This window comes from Arthrobacter sp. 754 (assembly GCF_040548695.1).
GTDB lineage: Bacteria > Actinomycetota > Actinomycetes > Actinomycetales > Micrococcaceae > Arthrobacter.
This window is the reverse complement of the sequence record NZ_JBEPSC010000001.1, coordinates 1,102,001-1,118,566: the sequence shown is the minus strand read 5'-3', so window position 1 is coordinate 1,118,566 and position 16,566 is coordinate 1,102,001. Positions and strand designations below refer to the sequence as shown.

General features: G+C 66.2%; 17 protein-coding genes and 1 pseudogene. 14 read left to right on the top strand and 4 right to left on the bottom strand.

What is annotated here, in order from left to right; genetic code table 11:
- Nucleotides 1–9: 9 nt before the first annotated feature.
- Nucleotides 10–771, bottom strand: coding sequence for a CPBP family intramembrane glutamic endopeptidase (locus ABIA70_RS05320; RefSeq protein WP_354146511.1), 762 nt, complete (start codon nucleotides 769–771; stop codon nucleotides 10–12).
- 93 nt (nucleotides 772–864) lie between these two features.
- On the opposite strand from ABIA70_RS05320, the gene ABIA70_RS05315 reads away from it, so the two are divergent.
- The 9 genes and pseudogenes from ABIA70_RS05315 to ABIA70_RS05275 all read left to right on the top strand — a co-directional run bounded on the left by ABIA70_RS05315 (nucleotide 865) and on the right by ABIA70_RS05275 (nucleotide 10,903).
- Nucleotides 865–1,890, top strand: coding sequence for a metal ABC transporter substrate-binding protein (locus ABIA70_RS05315; protein ID WP_354146510.1), 1,026 nt, complete (start codon nucleotides 865–867; stop codon nucleotides 1,888–1,890).
- A complete protein-coding gene (locus ABIA70_RS05310; RefSeq protein WP_354146509.1) occupies nucleotides 1,887–2,693 on the top strand; it encodes a metal ABC transporter ATP-binding protein in 807 nt (268 codons plus the stop codon). Before ABIA70_RS05315 ends, ABIA70_RS05310 begins: the two co-directional genes overlap by 4 nt.
- 12 nt (nucleotides 2,694–2,705) lie before the next feature.
- A complete protein-coding gene (locus tag ABIA70_RS05305; RefSeq protein WP_502917173.1) occupies nucleotides 2,706–3,572 on the top strand; it encodes a metal ABC transporter permease in 867 nt (288 codons plus the stop codon).
- Nucleotides 3,573–3,705: 133 nt separating this feature from the next.
- Nucleotides 3,706–5,388, top strand: coding sequence for a ribosomal protection-like ABC-F family protein (gene abc-f, locus ABIA70_RS05300; RefSeq protein ID WP_354146507.1), 1,683 nt, complete (start codon nucleotides 3,706–3,708; stop codon nucleotides 5,386–5,388).
- Nucleotides 5,389–5,468: 80 nt separating this feature from the next.
- Nucleotides 5,469–5,901 (top strand): annotated as a pseudogene (locus ABIA70_RS05295) (dihydrofolate reductase family protein).
- 129 nt (nucleotides 5,902–6,030) lie between these two features.
- Nucleotides 6,031–6,378 (top strand): molybdopterin oxidoreductase, encoded by a 348-nt coding sequence (locus ABIA70_RS05290; protein ID WP_354146506.1) that lies wholly within the window; start codon nucleotides 6,031–6,033, stop codon nucleotides 6,376–6,378.
- Nucleotides 6,378–8,906: a nitrite reductase large subunit NirB gene (nirB, locus tag ABIA70_RS05285; RefSeq protein WP_354146505.1), complete on the top strand. Its 2,529-nt coding sequence runs from the start codon at nucleotides 6,378–6,380 to the stop codon at nucleotides 8,904–8,906. Before ABIA70_RS05290 ends, nirB begins: the two co-directional genes overlap by 1 nt.
- Complete coding sequence (locus ABIA70_RS05280) at nucleotides 8,903–9,268, top strand: Rieske (2Fe-2S) protein (protein ID WP_354146504.1); 366 nt, start codon at nucleotides 8,903–8,905, stop codon at nucleotides 9,266–9,268. The genes nirB and ABIA70_RS05280 overlap by 4 nt, the downstream gene beginning before the upstream one ends.
- Nucleotides 9,269–9,442: 174 nt before the next feature.
- On the top strand, nucleotides 9,443–10,903 hold the full coding sequence (locus tag ABIA70_RS05275) for an amino acid permease (RefSeq protein WP_354146503.1): 1,461 nt from the start codon (nucleotides 9,443–9,445) through the stop codon (nucleotides 10,901–10,903).
- A 112-nt stretch (nucleotides 10,904–11,015) separates the two neighbouring features.
- On the opposite strand, the gene ABIA70_RS05270 is transcribed toward ABIA70_RS05275, so the two are convergent.
- Nucleotides 11,016–11,750, bottom strand: a complete 735-nt coding sequence (locus ABIA70_RS05270) for a dienelactone hydrolase family protein (protein ID WP_354146502.1) — start codon at nucleotides 11,748–11,750, stop codon at nucleotides 11,016–11,018.
- A gap of 87 nt (nucleotides 11,751–11,837) precedes the next feature.
- Nucleotides 11,838–12,014 carry a CsbD family protein gene (locus ABIA70_RS05265; RefSeq protein ID WP_108597748.1) on the bottom strand — a complete coding sequence of 59 codons (177 nt, stop codon included), beginning with the start codon at nucleotides 12,012–12,014 and terminating at the stop codon, nucleotides 11,838–11,840.
- Between the two features lie 134 nt (nucleotides 12,015–12,148).
- Between ABIA70_RS05265 and ABIA70_RS05260 the strand changes: the two genes are divergently transcribed.
- From ABIA70_RS05260 to ABIA70_RS05240, 5 genes are all read left to right on the top strand, one after another.
- Entirely contained in the window at nucleotides 12,149–12,607 is a 459-nt protein-coding gene (locus ABIA70_RS05260) for an SRPBCC family protein (RefSeq protein WP_354146501.1), read from the top strand.
- Nucleotides 12,607–13,284 (top strand): pentapeptide repeat-containing protein, encoded by a 678-nt coding sequence (locus tag ABIA70_RS05255; protein WP_354146500.1) that lies wholly within the window; start codon nucleotides 12,607–12,609, stop codon nucleotides 13,282–13,284. Before ABIA70_RS05260 ends, ABIA70_RS05255 begins: the two co-directional genes overlap by 1 nt.
- 120 nt (nucleotides 13,285–13,404) lie before the next feature.
- Nucleotides 13,405–14,616, top strand: coding sequence for a thiolase family protein (locus ABIA70_RS05250; RefSeq protein WP_354146499.1), 1,212 nt, complete (start codon nucleotides 13,405–13,407; stop codon nucleotides 14,614–14,616).
- The gene (locus tag ABIA70_RS05245) at nucleotides 14,616–15,443 is read left to right on the top strand and encodes an enoyl-CoA hydratase/isomerase family protein (RefSeq protein ID WP_354146498.1); all 828 of its coding nucleotides are present in this window, start codon (nucleotides 14,616–14,618) and stop codon (nucleotides 15,441–15,443) included. The genes ABIA70_RS05250 and ABIA70_RS05245 overlap by 1 nt, the downstream gene beginning before the upstream one ends.
- The gene (locus tag ABIA70_RS05240; RefSeq protein WP_354146497.1) at nucleotides 15,440–16,318 is read left to right on the top strand and encodes a 3-hydroxyacyl-CoA dehydrogenase family protein; all 879 of its coding nucleotides are present in this window, start codon (nucleotides 15,440–15,442) and stop codon (nucleotides 16,316–16,318) included. Before ABIA70_RS05245 ends, ABIA70_RS05240 begins: the two co-directional genes overlap by 4 nt.
- Here ABIA70_RS05240 and ABIA70_RS05235 read toward each other — a convergent pair.
- Complete coding sequence (locus ABIA70_RS05235) at nucleotides 16,315–16,548, bottom strand: DUF6480 family protein (protein WP_354146496.1); 234 nt, start codon at nucleotides 16,546–16,548, stop codon at nucleotides 16,315–16,317. The genes ABIA70_RS05240 and ABIA70_RS05235 overlap by 4 nt on opposite strands.
- Between the last annotated feature and the right edge of the window lie 18 nt (nucleotides 16,549–16,566).

Below are 16,566 nucleotides of genomic sequence, written 5' to 3'. Positions count from 1 at the left end.
TTGGGGAGGCTAGGGCTGGACCTGCTGGAGCTGTTCGAACACCTCAGGCGGGATGGCGTAGATGAAGACGACAGCCAGCAGGTTCTTGGCCGCGTGGACAAAGTAGGAGAACATCAGGTTCTTGCCAGTCCAGACGTAGACGAAGACCAAGGTGGCGCCCATCGCGAGGTACGGAAGCAGTGCCGGGAACGTGATGGCCTCCTGGCCGGCAATATGGATGCTCGCAAACAGCAGCACTGACAGGCCGCAGCACACCCAGATGTTGAGCCGCCGGCTGAGCTTGCCGATCAGCAGGTGCCGGAAGAGGTACTCCTCCACAAACGGGCCAATGACCACCAGCACCGGGACCATCAGCCACGCCGGGACCTGCTGCATCAGCGCCTGGAGGCCGGCCTGGTTCTGGGACGTCTCCACGCCGCCGGCGGCCGAAACCACCAAAGCGGTCAAAATCATCATCACCACCACTGCGGTGGGCACCATCAGCAGCGTGAACCAGGGGCGGGTGGCAAGGACGCGGAGATCGCGTGCCGCCACTTTCCGTGCCGCGAACAGGGCCAGGATTCCGATCGAGCCGTAGAAGATCAGGTTCACGCTGTAGGACGCCACTGCCGGACTCGGGGCCACCTGCAGCAGTAAGGGAACCAGCAGTTCCCCGGCCACCGCGAAGAAGCCGGCCACAGCAACATAGAGGCCGATGGTGGTGAAATCGAGCGGGGAAAACCGGTACAGCCCGGGCTGGGGTGCCGGCGGTTTCCGGTGTGTGGTGGCCATACATTCAGCCTAGCCGGGGGGCGACGGGGCACGGGGCGTGTGGGAGCGGCGTCACATTGCGGGCCCAGTTCGGGGTCCCGTAGAATATTCGGTATGCCTAAATTTATGTTTCGGTGCGCCAAAGTAGCCGCCCGAACGTCCGCACGCGGAACCGCGGGTCTTCGCGCTGCCGGTGCTGCCGCCGTCGTCGTTCTGTCCTTTGCCCTTGCTGCCTGCGGCGGCAATGCGTCCGGTAACGGCGACAGCGGCAAGAAGGTGGTCCTGACCACCTTCACGGTACTGGCCGACGTCGCCCGGAACGTTGCCGGGGACAAGCTCACCGTCGAGTCCATCACCAAGGCGGGCGCCGAAATCCACGGCTACGAACCCACCCCCGGAGACATCCGCAAGGCCTCCAAGGCGGACCTCATCCTGGACAACGGCTTGAACCTTGAAGCGTGGTTCGCCCAGTTCGTGGAGGGCCTGGACGTGCCGCACGCGGTGGTCAGCGACGGCGTGGAGGTCATGTCCATCAGCGAGGACTCATACCAGGGCAAACCGAACCCGCACGCGTGGATGTCGCCGGTGAACGTGCAGATCTACGTGGACAACATGGTGAAGGCCTTCGCCGAACTGGACCCGGAGAACGCCGAGGCCTTCAGAGCCAACGGCGATGCCTACAAGGCCAAGTTGCAGGCTGTGCAGGACGAGATGAAAGCCAGCCTCGCCGGGGTCCCGGAGAAGCAGCGTGCCCTGGTTACCTGTGAGGGCGCCTTCTCCTACCTGGCCCGCGACGCCGGGCTGCGCGAGGTCTACATCTGGGCGGTGAATGCCGAACAGCAGGCCACCCCGCAGCAGATCACCCGCGCCATCGAGTACGTCAAGGCCAACCAGGTCCCCGCCGTCTTCTGCGAATCCACGGTGTCCGATGCCCCCATGCAGCAGGTGGTTGGTGCCACGGGAACGAAGTTCGGCGGGACCCTCTACGTGGACTCGCTCTCTGAAGCGGACGGGCCCGTACCCACGTACCTGGACCTGATCAGGCACGACGCCGGCCTCATCACCAAATCGCTGACCGGCGCCACGACCGGCGCCACGACCGGCGCCGCCGCCGGTGCTTCCGCAGGGGCAAAGCCATGAACACCCCGGCCATCCTCGTGGAAAACGTCACCGTCCATTACGGGGAAGTCCTGGCGCTCGATTCCGCCTCGCTCACCCTGGACACGGCCCGGATCTGCGGCCTGATCGGCATGAACGGGTCCGGGAAATCCACACTGTTCAAAGTGATCATGGGGATGATCAAGCCCGACGCCGGCCGGGTACTGATCGGCGGGCAGTCACCGTCCCGGGCGCGCAAGGAGGGCGGGATCGGCTACGTGCCGCAGAGCGAGGATGTTGACTGGCAGTTCCCGCTGTCCGTCCACGACGTGGTGATGATGGGCCGCTACGGGCACCAGGGATTCACCCGCGGCGCCTCCAAAGCCGACAAGGCCGCCGTCGACCAGGCCCTGGACCGGGTGGAGCTGGGCGAATACGCCGGCCGCCAGATCGGCCAGCTGTCCGGCGGGCAGAAGAAGCGGGCCTTCGTGGCCCGCGGGATCGCCCAGGGTGCCACCATGATGCTGCTGGACGAGCCGTTCGCGGGCGTGGACAAGCGCTCGGAGGCCACCATCACCCGGCTGCTGCGTGAACTCGCCTCCGACGGCTGCACCATCCTGATCTCCACCCACGACCTCCACGCCCTCCCGCAACTGTGCGACGAAGCGGTCCTGCTGATGCGCCGGGTGCTGATGCACGGCGCACCGGAACTGGTGCTGCAGCCGGAAAACCTGGCCATGGCATTCGGCCTGGACGTGCTGAACCGCGGGCTGCCGGAAGAGGGCGGCCGCCGGCACCATTCCGGCCGGCCCCACCCAACGGTCCCCGCAGAGAACAGGGGCTGAGCCGTGGACGTCCTGGACATCCTGCTCGAACCGCTGAGCTACGACTTCATGGTCCGCGCCATCGTCACCACGGCGCTCGCCGCCGTCGTCTGTGCCGTCCTGAGCTGCTGGCTGGTGCTGATCGGCTGGTCCCTGATGGGGGACGCGGTCTCCCACGCCGTGCTGCCAGGCGTGGTGCTGGCCTACATCGTGGGCGCCCCTTTTGCGCTCGGAGCACTGGTCTTCGCCCTGATCGCCGTGACCCTGATCGGGGTGGTCCGCAACACCAGCCGGGTCAAGGAGGATGCCGCCATTGGCATTGTGTTCTCTACGCTCTTTGCCTTGGGCCTGGTGCTCATCTCCGTCACGCCCAGCCAGACCGACCTGAACCACATCATTTTCGGAAACCTCCTTGGCGTCAGTGACTCGGACCTGATCCAGGTGCTGGTGCTGGGCGCGATTGCGTTCGCCATCCTGATCATCAAACGCCGCGATCTGACGCTCTATGCCTTTGATCCCACCCATGCCCACGCGATCGGGCTGTCACCGAAAAGGCTGGGCGCGCTGCTGCTGGGGCTGCTGGCGCTGACCTCCGTGGTGGCCCTGCAGACGGTGGGCGTGGTGCTGGTGGTGGCCATGCTGATCATCCCCGGTGCCACGGCGTACCTGCTCTCAGACCGCTTCAACCGCATGCTGGTCATTGCCCCGGTGGTGTCGGCGGTGTGCTCGATTGCCGGGATCTACCTCAGCTACTACCTGGACACGGCTTCGGGCGCCATGGTGGTGCTCACCCAGGGTGTGGTGTTCGCTGCGGTCTATCTCTTCAGTCCCCGTCAGGGCCTGATCGGCACCCGGCTGGCGAAGGCCCGCCGTCGGAAAGCGGCCGTCCTCGCCGTGTAGGCCCTCAGTCCACAGCAACACGGGGTCACTCAATGCCCTTTCCGCGGGGAATAATGGGCCATGAGTGACCCCGCGTTGCTTGACGGGCCCATCCTGAATCGGCAGGCTGGACCGGGAAACCCGAGGACATACTTTGACTGAACACCTTCACCTGTCCGGCGTTTCCCACGGCTACGGGGACCGCCAACTGCTGGACAACATCGATCTGGTCATCAACGCCGGCGAACACGTGGCCATCGTGGGTGAAAACGGCGCCGGGAAATCCACGTTGCTCAGGATCCTGGCCGGGCTCGAGGCCCCGGAGGAGGGCACCGTGAGCAGCCACGGCCGGGTGGGCTACCTCGCCCAGACCCACGGCCTGCCGGAGTCTTTCACCGTGGGCGCCGCCATTGACGCGTCCCTGGCTTCACTGCGCGCCCTCGAAGCGGAGCTGGACCGGCTGGAAGCGGGGCTGGCCGATGCCGAGGACGACGAACTTGAGCTGTACGGCAGGCTGCAGACGGAGTACCAGCTGCGCGAAGGCTATGCGGCGGAGTCCCGGGTGGAAGCGGCGCTGGACCGGCTGGGCCTGGGCGGCCTGGACCGGGACCGGACCCTCGGCTCGCTCTCCGGCGGTGAGCAGGAACGTGTCGCGCTGGCCTGCGTCCTGGCTGATCCGGCGGACATCCTGCTCCTGGACGAACCCACCAACCACCTTGATGCCCGCGGCACCGCGTGGCTGGAGGACAGGCTGGCGGCCCACCGCGGCACCGTGGTGGTGGTCTCGCACGACCGCGTCCTGCTCCGGAAAGTGGCCACCACCATCATCGAGGTGGACGCCGAGCGCCGCGCCGTCACCCGGTACGGCAACGGCTACGACGGCTACCTGCGCGAGAAGGCAGCCGAGCGCGAGCGCTGGGTCCAGCAGTACCATTCCTGGATCGATGAGATGGCGGCCGAGAAACGCCAGGCGGAGACCGTGGCCGGGACCATGGGCTACGGCCGCCAGCGCGACAACGACAAAGTGGGATTCGACTTCAAGGCCGGCACCTGGCAGAAAGCCGCAAGCAGTAAGGTCCGCAACGCCCAGGAGCGCCTGCGCCGGCTCGAAGCCAGCCCGGTGGACCGCCCGCCCGTTCCGCTGCGGCTCGTGGCGGAGCTGGCGGTCGACGGCGGCGCGTCACCTTCAGCGGCAGCCGACGACGGCGGCCCTGTACTCGCCGTCCGCGGTGTCCATGTTCCCGGCAGGCTGCGTACCACTGACTTCAAGGCAAGCGCCGGCGAGAAGATCCTCATCACCGGCCCCAACGGTGCGGGCAAGTCCACGCTGCTCTCCGTGCTTGCGGGAACCCTGGAACCGGCAGGCGGCACCGTGGTGCGGCCTGCCCGGGTCGGCTACCTGCAGCAGGAACTCGAACTGCCGCAGCGGCCCAGCCTCCGCCTGCTGCCGGCTTTCGCGGCCGGTCTGGGCGGGAACATTGATGAACATGCCGAAGCCCTCCTCCGCCTCGGACTCTTCCGGACCAGCGAATTCCACGTCCCGGTGGGCAGCCTGTCCGCAGGCCAGCAACGCCGGCTTGCCCTGGCACGGCTGCTCCTGGGCGGCTATGGCACCCTCATCGTGGACGAACCGACCAACCACCTCGCTCCGGTCCTGGTGGAGCAGCTGGAGGAAGTGCTTGAGAGCTTCGCCGGGACCCTGGTCATGGTCAGCCACGACCGGGCCCTGCGTGAATGGTTTGCCCGGTGCGCGCGGAAGAGCGAAAAGTCGCGGACGGACGAAACCGGCCGCTGGCTCAGGTATTCGATGGACCAGGGCGTGCTCGCCCCGGCCTGAGCGCGGGGGTGGCCTGACCGACGATTTTCCACGCCGTGCTGGTCTGTACAACGGATACCCACTCACGGGAGACTGACGCCATGCGCAGCCTGACCTTCGCCATGAACGTGAGCCTGGACGGCTACATCGCCGCGCCCGGCGACGACATCGGCTGGAGCGTACCGAGCGACGAACTGTTCCAATGGTGGTCCGACCGGGTGGGGGCGACGGGCCTGTCGCTGTACGGGCGCAGACTGTGGGAGACGATGAGCTCCCACTGGCCGACCGCCGACCAGCAGCCTGGCGCCACACCGGCGCAGATCGAGTTCGCCCGCCGCTGGCGGTGCCACACTCGCCGCGGCGGCCATGCGGGCCGGGCTGATCGATGAGTACGCGATCGTCGCCCATCCGGTCCTGGTAGGCGGCGGCACGCCGTTCTTCACGGCCCTGGACCACTGGGTGAACCTGAGCCTGCTGGAGACCCGGACGTTCCCCGGCGGTGTGGTCCTGACCAGGTACGGGACCAGGCGCTGAGCACCCGGCGCCGCCCGGAAGCGGTGAGGTTTGCGTAAAGGAAAAGTTACGGGGTGACCGGCGGCCGGAAACATCGGGGGAGCAGGATAAGGCTGTGCCACTCTTTCCGCCGGCCGAAAGGATCCTGACGTGATCACCAAGAACCTTTTCCTGCAGGGCATCTACCCGTTCCAGGGCGTGGGCATCGAAAAGCCAGTCCCCATCCACAGCGAGCTGTCCCATTACGTCCCCGACGGCGTGATCAACCAGACGCTCTACTTCCGCGGCGGCAACTCCAGCAGCGAACTCGTCACCGTGGTGCTGATGCGCAACGGCGTCCCCATGCGCTACTTCCCGGTCGGGGCCAAGGGCGATGTCCATGTCCCGCTCCGGGTGGTGGAGGACATCGAGGGCGGCACGGTGATCGAGCTGTACCTGGTGGCGCCTGAAACGGCCTCCGGTTACCTGGTCATCGATCTCGGCATGGTGGAGCACTGATGACCAGCCTCGCGGAACGGCACCGCGCCCGGCCGCACCCAGTCAAACCTGGCGGCGATACCCGGCGCCGCCTGGTGGTGATCGGCAACGGCATGGCGGGCGCCCGGGCAGTTGAGGAAATCCTGGCCAGGGGCGGCACCGAACAGTTCAAGATCACCATGTTCGGCGATGAGCCGTACGGAAACTACAACCGCATCATGCTCAGCCATGTCCTGTCAGGGGAGGAAAGCGACGCCGATATCTTCCTCAATGCCCTGTCCTGGTACCAGGAGAACGGCATCGACCTGCACGCCGGTGTCCGGGCCGAGAGGATCGACAAGGCCACCAAACACGTCTTCTCCAACGACGGCCGGGTCACGCCCTACGACGTCCTGATCATTGCCACCGGCAGCAGCTCGCACATGCCGCCCTTGGACGGCCTCTACACCCCCGGCGGCTCCGTGAAGCACGGCATCTTCGGTTTCCGGACCATCGACGACACCCGCAAAATGGTGGCCCACGCCCAGCAGGAGCACCACCGCCGGGCTGTGGTGATCGGCGGAGGGCTCTTGGGCCTCGAGGCAGCCTACGGCCTGCGGAGCCATGGCATTGAGGTGGAGGTGGTCCACTCCGCCGGTCACCTGATGAGCGCACAGATGGGGCCCGACGGCGGTGCGGTGCTCCGCCGCAGCGTGGAGGCCCTGGGCATCGGCGTCCACACCGGCAGCCGGACCACGGGAATCCTGGGCACCGACAGGGTCACCGGCGTCAGTCTCCGGGACCGGCCCGACATCGAGTGCGACATGGTGGTGGTGGCCGCAGGCATCAGGCCCAACGTGGACCTCGCCGTGCTCAGCGGGCTGCCGGTGGAACGGGCCATTGTGGTGGATGACCAGCTGCGCGTCCAGGACGAGGACCACATCTATGCCGTGGGTGAGTGCGTCCAGCACCGCGGGCAGGTGTATGGCCTGGTGGCACCGCTCTGGGAACAGGCCATGGTGCTGGCCAACCACGTGACCGGTGCCGATACGACGTCGGCCTATCTGGGTTCCCGCACCGCCACCAAACTGAAGGTGGCAGGAGTCGAGGTGGCATCCATGGGCCTGCACGGCCCGGAGCGCGATACCGACGAGCACATCGTTTTCTCCGAGCCCAGCCGGGGCATCTTCAAGTCCATCGTGGTCCGGGACAACAAGATGGTGGGCGCCACCCTGCTCGGTGACAGCCGCAAGGTGGCCTTCCTGACCCAGGCCTACGACCGCGGCATGCCCCTGCCGGAGGAACGGATCGGGCTGATGTTCGATCTGGGAACACCGGGGGAGGACGTCGGCGTGGCTGAGCTCGACGACGAGGCCCAGGTCTGCAACTGCAACGGTGTCAGCAAGAAGGCGCTGGTCGGCGTCGTCAAGGGCGGCTGCAACACGGTGGCCGGCGCCATGGATGCCACCCGCGCCGGCAAAGGCTGCGGTTCCTGCAAGCTCCTCGTGAAGCAGGTGGTGGAGTGGGCGGCGGACGGAGCCGTGGAGGAAGACCCGGCCGCCAGCTACTACGTCCCTGGCATACCGCTGGACAAGGCGGCGCTGATGGCGGAGATCCGCAAGCGCGGGCTCAGGTCCGTCTCCTCGGTTTTCCAGGCCCTGGCCCCGGGGAGTACCGAAGACGCAAAATCGAAGATGGGGCTGGCCTCACTGCTGAAGATGATGCTGGCGGACCAGTACATCGACGAACGCGATGCCCGTTTCATCAACGACCGTGTCCACGCCAACATCCAGCGCGACGGCACCTTCTCCGTGGTCCCGCAGATGAAGGGCGGCGTCACGTCCGCCCAGCAGCTCCGGCGGATCGCCGACGTCGCGGAGAAGCACAAGGTCCCGCTGATCAAACTGACCGGTGGGCAGCGCATCGACCTCCTGGGCATCCCCAAGGAGGACCTCCCGCAGGTCTGGGCGGACCTGGACATGCCTTCCGGCTACGCCTACGGCAAGAGCTTCCGGACGGTGAAGACCTGTGTGGGCAAGGACTTCTGCCGCTACGGGACGGGGGATTCCACCAAGCTCGGCATCGAGATCGAATCCCGGTTCCAGGGCATCGAGGCGCCCGCCAAACTGAAGCTGGCGGTGTCCGGCTGCCCGCGGAACTGCGCGGAATCCCTGGTCAAGGACGTGGGCGTGGTGGCCGTGGAGGGCGGCCGCTGGGAGATCTATATAGGCGGAGCTGCGGGAGCCCACATCCGCAAGGGCGACCTGCTGGCCACGGTGGACGACCCGGAGGAGGTCAAGGTTTTGACCGGCCGCTTCATGCAGTACTACCGCGAACGCGCCAACTGGCTGGAGCGGACCTACGCGTTCGTTCCCCGGGTGGGCATCGAACATCTGCGCGCCGTGATCGTGGAGGATTCCGAGGGCATCGCCGGCGAGCTCGACGCCGCCATCCAGGCCTCGGTCGATGCCTACGTGGATCCCTGGAGCGAGCGGGACGATCCCCTCACCCCCGGCCAGTTCCGAACGTCCTTGCCGCTGACGGTCCTCCCGCAGGTGCCGGTCCGATGAGCACCAGCGAGGCAAGCACCAGCAAGGCAAGCACCAGCAAGGCAAGCGCCGGAACACATGTCCTTGGGCCCGTTGACCAGATTCCGCTGGGCGAGGGCCGGGCCTTCGCGGTGGACGGCGAACAGGTTGCGGTCTTCCGCCTCCGGGACGGCTCACTCCGGGCGCTCGCGGCTGTCTGTCCGCACAAAGGCGGGCCCATCGCGGACGGAACCATTGACAACGAGGTGGTGATCTGCCCGCTTCACCAGCACGCGTTTGAGCTGGCCACGGGCTGTTCCACCACCGGCACAGAACCGCTGCGCGCGTACCGGGTGGACACGGATGGGGACCGGAACCTGGTCCTGGAGACCGGCCAGGTGTAGCCCGCGTCACGTACCACCCGGCCCGTCTTGTAGGATGGATACGCCGCGTGAAGCTTCGACAACACGGAAGATTCCGATCGCAATCGGTGGCCTTAGGTCCTGAAAACCGAATTTTGTGATCGGAATCATTCATGTTACGGCTGCGGCCAATCCCCCTACCCACAAGGAATTGTTGTGCCTCAAAGTACCCCAACAGAACTTGAGAGCCGCACGGCGCAACCCGCCGTCGTCGACTCCACCCTCAGCGCCGAGGGCTACGCGAAGTCCCTGAGCGGCCGCCAGGTCACCATGATCGCCATGGGCGGCGCGATCGGCGTCGGCCTCTTCATGGGTGCCGGCGGACGCCTGGCCTCCACCGGCCCCGCGCTCATTTTCTCCTACGCCCTTGCCGGCATCATCGCCTACCTGCTGATGCGCGCGCTGGGCGAGCTGATCATGTACCGCCAGACGTCGGGTTCGTTCGTCAGCTACGCCGGCGAAATGTTCGGCAAAAAGGGCGCGTACCTCTCCGGCTGGATGTACTTCATCAACTGGGCCATGACCGGCATCGCCGAGCTCATCGCGATCGGACTGTACTTCCAGTTCTTCTTCCCCAACGTCCCTGTTGAACTGTCTGCCATCGCCGCGCTGCTGCTGCTCGTTGGCGTGAACCTCCTGAGCGTCAAGGCGTTCGGCGAATTCGAATTCTGGGCCTCCTGCCTCAAGGTCGGGGCCATCCTCATCTTCCTCGCCGTAGGCACCTTCATGGTCATCACCAACGCCCAGGTGGGCGACGGCAACGCCTCGGTCAACAACCTCTTCGCAGCCGACGGCGGCATGTTCCCCAAGGGCGCGCTGGTGATGATCCTGGTCCTGAACGCCGTGATCTTCGCCTACAACGGCATTGAGCTCGTGGGCATCACCGCCGGCGAAATGCAGGACCCCGCCAAGGAAGTCCCCAAGGCCATCCGTGCCGTTGTCTTCCGTATCTTCGTGTTCTACGTCGGTTCCGTGACCCTCCTGGCCATGCTGCTGCCCTCGGACCAGTACGTGGCCGGCACCTCGCCGTTCGTCACCGTGTTCGGCCAGATGGGCCTCGGCTGGATGGGCGACGTCATGAACATGATCGTCATCACCGCCGCACTGTCCTCCTGCAACTCGGGCCTGTACTCGATCGGCCGGATCTTCCGCACCATGGCCAACAACGGGCACGCTCCGGAGTGGCTGACCCGGATGTCCAAGAGCCACGTGCCGTACGCCGCCATCCTGGCCATCGGCGCCGTCTACCTCGTGGGCATCCTGCTCAACATCTGGCTCGGCGGATCCTACGCCTTCGACCTCGCGCTGAACTCCGCATCGATCGGCGTGATCTTCACCTGGGGCGCCATCTTCGCCAGCCAGATCGCGCTGCGCAAGAAGAAGGGCAAGGTCTCCTCCCTGCCCGCACCCGGCGGCACCTGGAGCAGCTGGGCCGGCCTGATCGCCCTGCTGGCCATCACGGTCCTGATCGGCTTCGACACCATGACCAGCAAGTCCGGCGAGGTCTTCCACCTTGGCCTCTGGACCCTGGCCACCATCCCGTTCTTTGCGCTGGTCCTTTGGCTGGGCTGGCAGAAGGTCCGGAACAACGAACCGAACAGCGAGCTCTTCTGCTAGGTTCCGCTCCAGCGGAACTGCACCAGGCAGTACCGCGCTGAGCAGTACGACGACGGCGGGTCACCCTTGGGGGCGGCCCGCCGTCGTCGTCGGTTGGGCGCTGTGGCCCGGGTCAGGAGTCTGCATCCTTGAGGTACCGGGCGAAGTGGTCCTCGATCCGTTGCCAGGCCTCGGGAGCGGATTCGGGGTCCGGGCCGATGCCCATGACGCGCAGGATCGGCCGCAGTATGGCCGGGCTGAGGTCTGCATCGTTGAGGAACGCGTGGCCGGCGGCGGGGAATTCCTTGACGCTGTGTTCAATGCCCAGGCTGGTCAGGGCGGTTTCGAGCTTTGCGGCGGCGCCCTTGAGGGTGGTGTCGCGGCCGCCATAATTGGCCACGACGGGGCAGGCCCCGCGGAGGGCTTCTTCCAGGTTCCCGGGCAGGCGGCCGTAGTTGACGGATGCGGCGTCGAAGCTGTCGCGCGCTGCCAGGAGAGCGAACCCGCCGCCCATGCAGAACCCGATTACCCCGGTTTTTCCGGTGGAAAGCGGCGAACGGGCGAGCCACGTCCGGGCCGTCGCGATGTCGGTGAACGCCCGGCCGCTGCCCCTGAGCATGCTCTGCATGGTGCTGACCAGGCATCGGCGCGCACCGCCGTCGCTATAGAGGTTCACGGCAAGGGTCAGGTAGCCCATGCGGGCCAGCCGGTCCGCGTGCCGGCGGATCTGGGCGTCCAGGCCGAACGCCTCGTGAATCATCACGACGCCGGGAAAGGGGCCCGGGCCAGATGGTGTTGCGAGGTACCCGCCGAGGTTCTGCGAGCCGCCGCCGGCAATGCTCTCGGCACTCAGGTCTACGTAGGTCATGGGGCAAGAGTAGCCGGGGACACAAAAAAGAACGGCGGCGAACCCCCCATGGGAATCCACCGCCGTCCAGTCGTGGGCGCTGCGGGATCAGTCCCGCTTGAAGGTGTCCTTGACGTCCTCGCCGACCTTCTTTGCGTCAGCCTTGACCTGGTCAGACTGACCCTCGGCGCGCAGCCGGTCGTTATCGGTGGCGTTGCCGGCAGCTTCCTTTGCCTTGCCGCCCAAATGCTCTGCTTCGTTACTGATCTTGTCTCCGAGGCCCATAGTCCGGCCGCCTTTCGTTTCGGGTTGATCAAACAATGCCTTTTCACCATAACACCAAAGCATGCTTACTACCTGGGCGCCGGGGACCACTGTTTGCCTGTTGAATTGTCCATCCCCCCGGCTAGGCTCGATGCATGGACCACAGCACAAGCCTGACGCAGCATATCCGCGCGACGCCTGAGAAGGTCTGGGCTGTTATCTCCGACATTCCGGGCTCAGCCGCCACCCTTTCCGGCGTGGAATCCGTCCAGATGCTTAGCGACGGACCCTATGGCGAAGGGACCCGCTGGAAGGAAACCCGGTCCATGATGGGCCGCTCGGAAACCGTGGAAATGTGGGTGGCGCAGGCCGATCCTCCGCGCACCACCACCGTCAAGGCCCACCAGGGCGGCGCCGACTACACCACGAAATTCAGCCTGGCCGGGCGTGACGGCGGGACCGACCTCGCGCTGATCTTCGGCGCCGAGGTGGCCAGGCCGACCCTGCTCAGCAAAATCAGCATGGCCCTCTTCGGGAAGCTCGGGATGAGCGTGACCCGTAAGGCACTGGCCAAGGATCTGGCCGAAATCGCGGCGAAAGCGGAATCGCTCTAGTGGCGGCGAAGGCCCCCGGCAGCAAAGCCGCCAAGGTGACGGCGCCCCGCCTCTCACCGGTCACCCTGGCTGATCTCCGTGAGGATTCCGCTCCGGACTTCCAGCGTAGTGAAAGGTACGACGGCGTCCGGTACAGCCGTGCGACGGCCGACGGCTTGGAGTTGAGCGGCGCCGATTTTGCCGAGTGCGAATTTCAGGGCGTTTCGTTCAATGACACCCAGCTCCGCGGCGCCACCTTCCGCGACTGCATCCTGTCCGAGCTGTACGCACCGGTATTCCGGGCCGCCCGCTCCACGTGGCGGGACGTCCAGCTGAACAATCCGAGGCTGGGTTCCGCCGAGCTGTATGAAAGCGGCTGGCAAACGGTCCGGGTCGACGGCGGGAAACTGGACTTTTTGAACCTGCGCGGATCCAAGCTGACGGACGTCCTCATCAGCGACTGCATCATTAATGAGCTGGACCTGGGGTCCGCTTCCGGCACGCGGGTGGCGCTGAAAAACTGCACCATCGGAACCTTGGACCTGACCGGCGCACGGCTAAAGGACTTCGACATCCGCGGCACGGATTTCCGGACCATCAGCGGCCTCGGCAGCCTGGCAGGCGTGGTGATCGACGACTATCAGCTGAGCCTGCTGGCCCCGCTCCTGGCCGGGCACCTCGGCGTCGTCGTTCTTTGATGACGGAAGCCGTTGGTGGCCCCGCGGCGGCAGTGTAGTCTTTACAGAACGAACGGTCGGTAAATAGGGTCGGTCTTCACCGTCCTCCCGTCCCAGCTCCCTGGCGTAAAGGATGTTCTCATGGTCGAGGCTTTTCTTGTTGGTGGTGTCCGCACTCCCGTGGGCAGGTATGGCGGTGCGCTCTCGGCGGTCCGTCCCGATGATCTGGCCGCGCTGGTCATCCGCGAGGCCGTTTCCAGGGCCGGACTTGACCCGGACAGCATCGACGAAGTCATTCTGGGCAACGCCAACGGCGCCGGGGAGGAGAACCGCAACGTCGCGCGGATGGCCACCCTCCTGGCCGGACTTCCCCTCCACATCCCCGGCATCACGGTCAACAGGCTGTGCGCGTCCGGACTCAGCGCCATCATCCAGGCCAGTCAGATGATCAAGGCCGGCGCGGCGGACATCGTTATTGCCGGCGGCGTCGAGTCCATGAGCCGGGCGCCCTGGGTCCAGGAAAAGCCAACCACCGCGTTCGCTAAGCCCGGCCAGATCTTCGACACCTCCATCGGCTGGCGTTTCGTCAATCCGCTGTTCCAGAAAGGCGAACTGGCCCGCGACGGCAAGATGACCTACTCCATGCCGGAAACGGCCGAGGAGGTTGCCCGGGTGGACGGCATCACCCGTGAGGACGCGGACGCGTTCGCCGTCCGTTCCCACGAACGGTCCCTCGCAGCCATCGCCGCCGGCCGGTTCGCCGACGAAATCGTGCCCGTGACGGTGAGGACCCGCAAGGCCGAGACCGTGGTGGACACCGATGAAGGCCCGCGCGCCGGGACCACCCTGGAAGTGCTGGCGGGGCTCCGTCCCGTGGTACCCGGCGGCTCCGTGGTGACCGCCGGCAACTCCTCCACCCTGAATGACGGCGCCTCGGCCATCATCGTCGCGTCCGAGGCTGCCATCGAACGGCTCGGCCTGACCGCACGCGCCCGCATCATCGACGGCGCCTCCGCGGGCTGCGAACCCGAAATCATGGGCATCGGCCCGGTCCCGGCCACCCAGAAGGTCCTCAAACGGAGCGGCCTGAGCGTCGGTGACCTTGGCGCCGTTGAACTTAATGAAGCGTTCGCCACGCAGTCGCTCGCCAGCATGCGCCGGCTCGGGCTCGACCCGGAGATTGTGAACAACGACGGCGGCGCCATCAGCCTCGGGCACCCACTCGGTTCCAGCGGCTCACGGCTCGCCATCACCCTGCTCGGCCGGATGGAACGCGAGGACGCCAAAATCGGCCTCGCCACCATGTGCATCGGCGTCGGCCAGGGAACCGCGATGCTGCTGGAGCGCGTCTGATGCCCGCCCAGGAAAGCGCCGCCGGGCACCTCGGCACCCTGGACTTCACCACCCTGCTGGTTGAGGAACGGGCTGACCGGGTGGTGGTCCTCCTCAACCGCCCGGAGGTCAGGAACGCCATCGACCAGCGCATGGTGGATGAACTCCACCAGGTCTGCGCCGCACTGGAGCAGGACCCGAAGGTCCTGATCATCGCCGGCACGGACGGTGTATTCGCCTCCGGAGCGGACATCGCCCAGCTCCGGGAACGGCGCCGGGACGACGCCCTGCAGGGCATCAACTCCACCATCTTCGTCCGGATCGCCAAGCTGCCCATGCCGGTGATTGCGGCCCTTGACGGATACTGCCTGGGCGGCGGCGCGGAACTTGCCTACGCCGCTGACTTCCGGATCGGCACGCCCGGTATCCGGATCGGCAATCCCGAGACCGGTCTGGGGATCCTTGCCGCGGCGGGGGCGAGCTGGCGGCTGAAGGAGCTGGTGGGTGAACCGGTGGCCAAGCAGATCCTGCTCGCGGGCAGGGTACTCACGGCCGACGAGGCGCTGGCCGTCAGCCTCATCACCGAAATCCACGAGGCTCCGCAGCTGATGGACGCCGCACATGACCTGGCGGACAGGATCGGCCGCCAGGACCCGCTGGCCGTCCGGATCACCAAGTCCGTTTTCCACGCCCCGGCCGAGGCGCACCCGATCATTGACCAGCTGGCGCAGGGAATCCTCTTCGAATCCCAGGCCAAGTTTGACCGCATGCAGACGTTTCTGGACAAGAACGCGGCCAGGAAAGCAGCCAAGAGCGCCCCCGAAGCAGAAAAGGCGAACCAAACATGAGCAACTCAAGACTGCCGGAGAACCTTCCCGCCACAGTAGGCGTCCTGGGCGGCGGCCGCATGGGAGCGGGGATAGCCCACGCCTTCCTGCTCAACGGCTCCAACGTCCTGGTGGTGGAACGCGACAACGAGTCGGCCGAGGCCGCCCGGGAACGGGTGGAGTCTTCCGCAGCCAAGAGCATCGAGATGGGCGCAACTGACGGCAACCTGGACGAGATGGTGTCGCGGCTTGCGGTCACCGTGGACTACGACGACTTCGCGGACCGGCAATTGGTAGTGGAGGCCGTTCCGGAGGACTGGGACCTGAAGGTGGCGTCCCTGCGCGGCATCGAGGAGCGGCTGCAGGCGGATGCGTATCTCGCTTCCAATACTTCCTCCCTCTCCGTCAACGGCCTGGCCCGCGAACTCAAGCGCCCGCAGAACTTTCTTGGCCTGCACTTCTTCAACCCGGTACCGGCCTCAACGCTGATTGAAGTGGTGCTGGGGGAGCGGACGTCCCCCGCGTTGGCCGCCGCCGCGAAAAGGTGGGTGGAGGCACTCGGCAAGACCGCCGTCGTCGTCAACGATGCCCCCGGCTTTGCCTCATCGAGGCTGGGCGTGGCGATCGCCTTGGAAGCCATGCGCATGGTGGAAGAAGGAGTGGCGTCCGCCGAAGACATCGACAATGCCATGGTGCTCGGCTACAAGCACCCCACCGGCCCGCTGAGGACTACCGACATTGTGGGGCTGGATGTGCGGCTGGGCATTGCCGAGTACCTGCAGTCAACGCTGGGGGAGCGTTTCGCCCCGCCGCAGATCCTCCGGGACAAGGTGGCCCGCGGTGAACTGGGCCGCAAGACGGGGAAGGGCTTTTTTGACTGGAAGGACCACGCCTAGTCGAAGAACCCCACGATGTAGCCGATGAAGAAGAGCAGGAACAGCAGGACACCCGCGCCGATCGCGCCGAGCCAGAAGACCTGCTGACCCTTCCCTGAACCGCGCTGCCTGGGCTCGTGGGTGTCTGCAACGGAACCTTCGCCCGGTGGGGTCTCGCCCGGCGGCACTCCGCCACCCGGTTCCAAACCTGTGATCTTGCCGTTCTGTGGGTCCGGATTGGAACCTGACACGTCAACTCCCTTTGCTCG